The following is a 747-nucleotide window of genomic DNA, read 5'->3' on the forward strand; positions in this document are numbered from 1 at the left end:
GTGAAAGGTTAAAAGAAGTGGATGATGAGTTATATAAAAGAAAGGGGTAGAATTAATGAAATACAAAGAAATCGTGAACCTTATAAACAAACCCGGAAGCTTAAAGGGAGTTGCCTCGGTTTCCATCAATGACGAGTTTGTTGTAAAAGGTGTGAGGATTTTTGAGGGCAATGACGGTCCGTTTGTGTCAATGCCTTCCCGTAAGGCAGGAGCCAAATATGAGGATATTTGTTTCCCGATTACAAAAGAGGGAAGAGAAAATCTCCACAGTGCGGTGCTTGAAGCATACGAACAGAAATTAACACAGCAGGAGGAGCAGAACCATGAAGAGGGGAAAGAAACAAAAAAGGCAGGGAATAAAAAGTCTCAAAAGCGTTCAGACGGACAAAAAACTGCCGAAAGCAATACCGAATTGCAGGCGGATCAGAATGAACAGACCGAGGCAGCCCCGGTAATGAATATGTGAGGTGAACAGCTATGGCGGTGGAATTTTACCGTTATTCATACAGGACAGCGGAGCATGACGGCGATGTTGAGGAATACCGAGCAAGCCGTGATGCGAACAGCATATTTTCATCTGTTACCTTAAAGGTATATATTTTCCCGCCTTTTTCGTACCTGTCGCCGTCAGTATAGTAATTCAGTGCCTCCGGCAAAGTTTTTCTTGCAATTTCCGCCACCTTTTCGGTCAGCTTGCCGTATTCATCACGAAACCGCTTGGCATTAAGATACTGCGGTTTTTGAAAA

Annotated in this window: 2 protein-coding genes; one reads left to right on the forward strand and one right to left on the reverse strand. The window is 43.6% G+C overall.

Annotated features, from left to right (window positions below):
• Positions 1 to 55: 55 nt before the first annotated feature.
• Positions 56 to 466 carry a SpoVG family protein gene (locus H8706_RS12185; protein WP_262432850.1) on the forward strand — a complete coding sequence of 137 codons (411 nt, stop codon included), beginning with the start codon at positions 56 to 58 and terminating at the stop codon, positions 464 to 466.
• A 31-nt stretch (positions 467 to 497) separates the two neighbouring features.
• Here the strand turns inward: H8706_RS12185 and H8706_RS12190 are convergent.
• Positions 498 to 747, reverse strand: a 250-nt coding sequence (locus tag H8706_RS12190; RefSeq protein ID WP_262432851.1) for a hypothetical protein, incomplete at its 5' end; no start/stop codon positions are given.

It is taken from the genome of Qingrenia yutianensis, assembly GCF_014385105.1.
GTDB lineage: Bacteria > Bacillota > Clostridia > UMGS1810 > UMGS1810 > Qingrenia > Qingrenia yutianensis.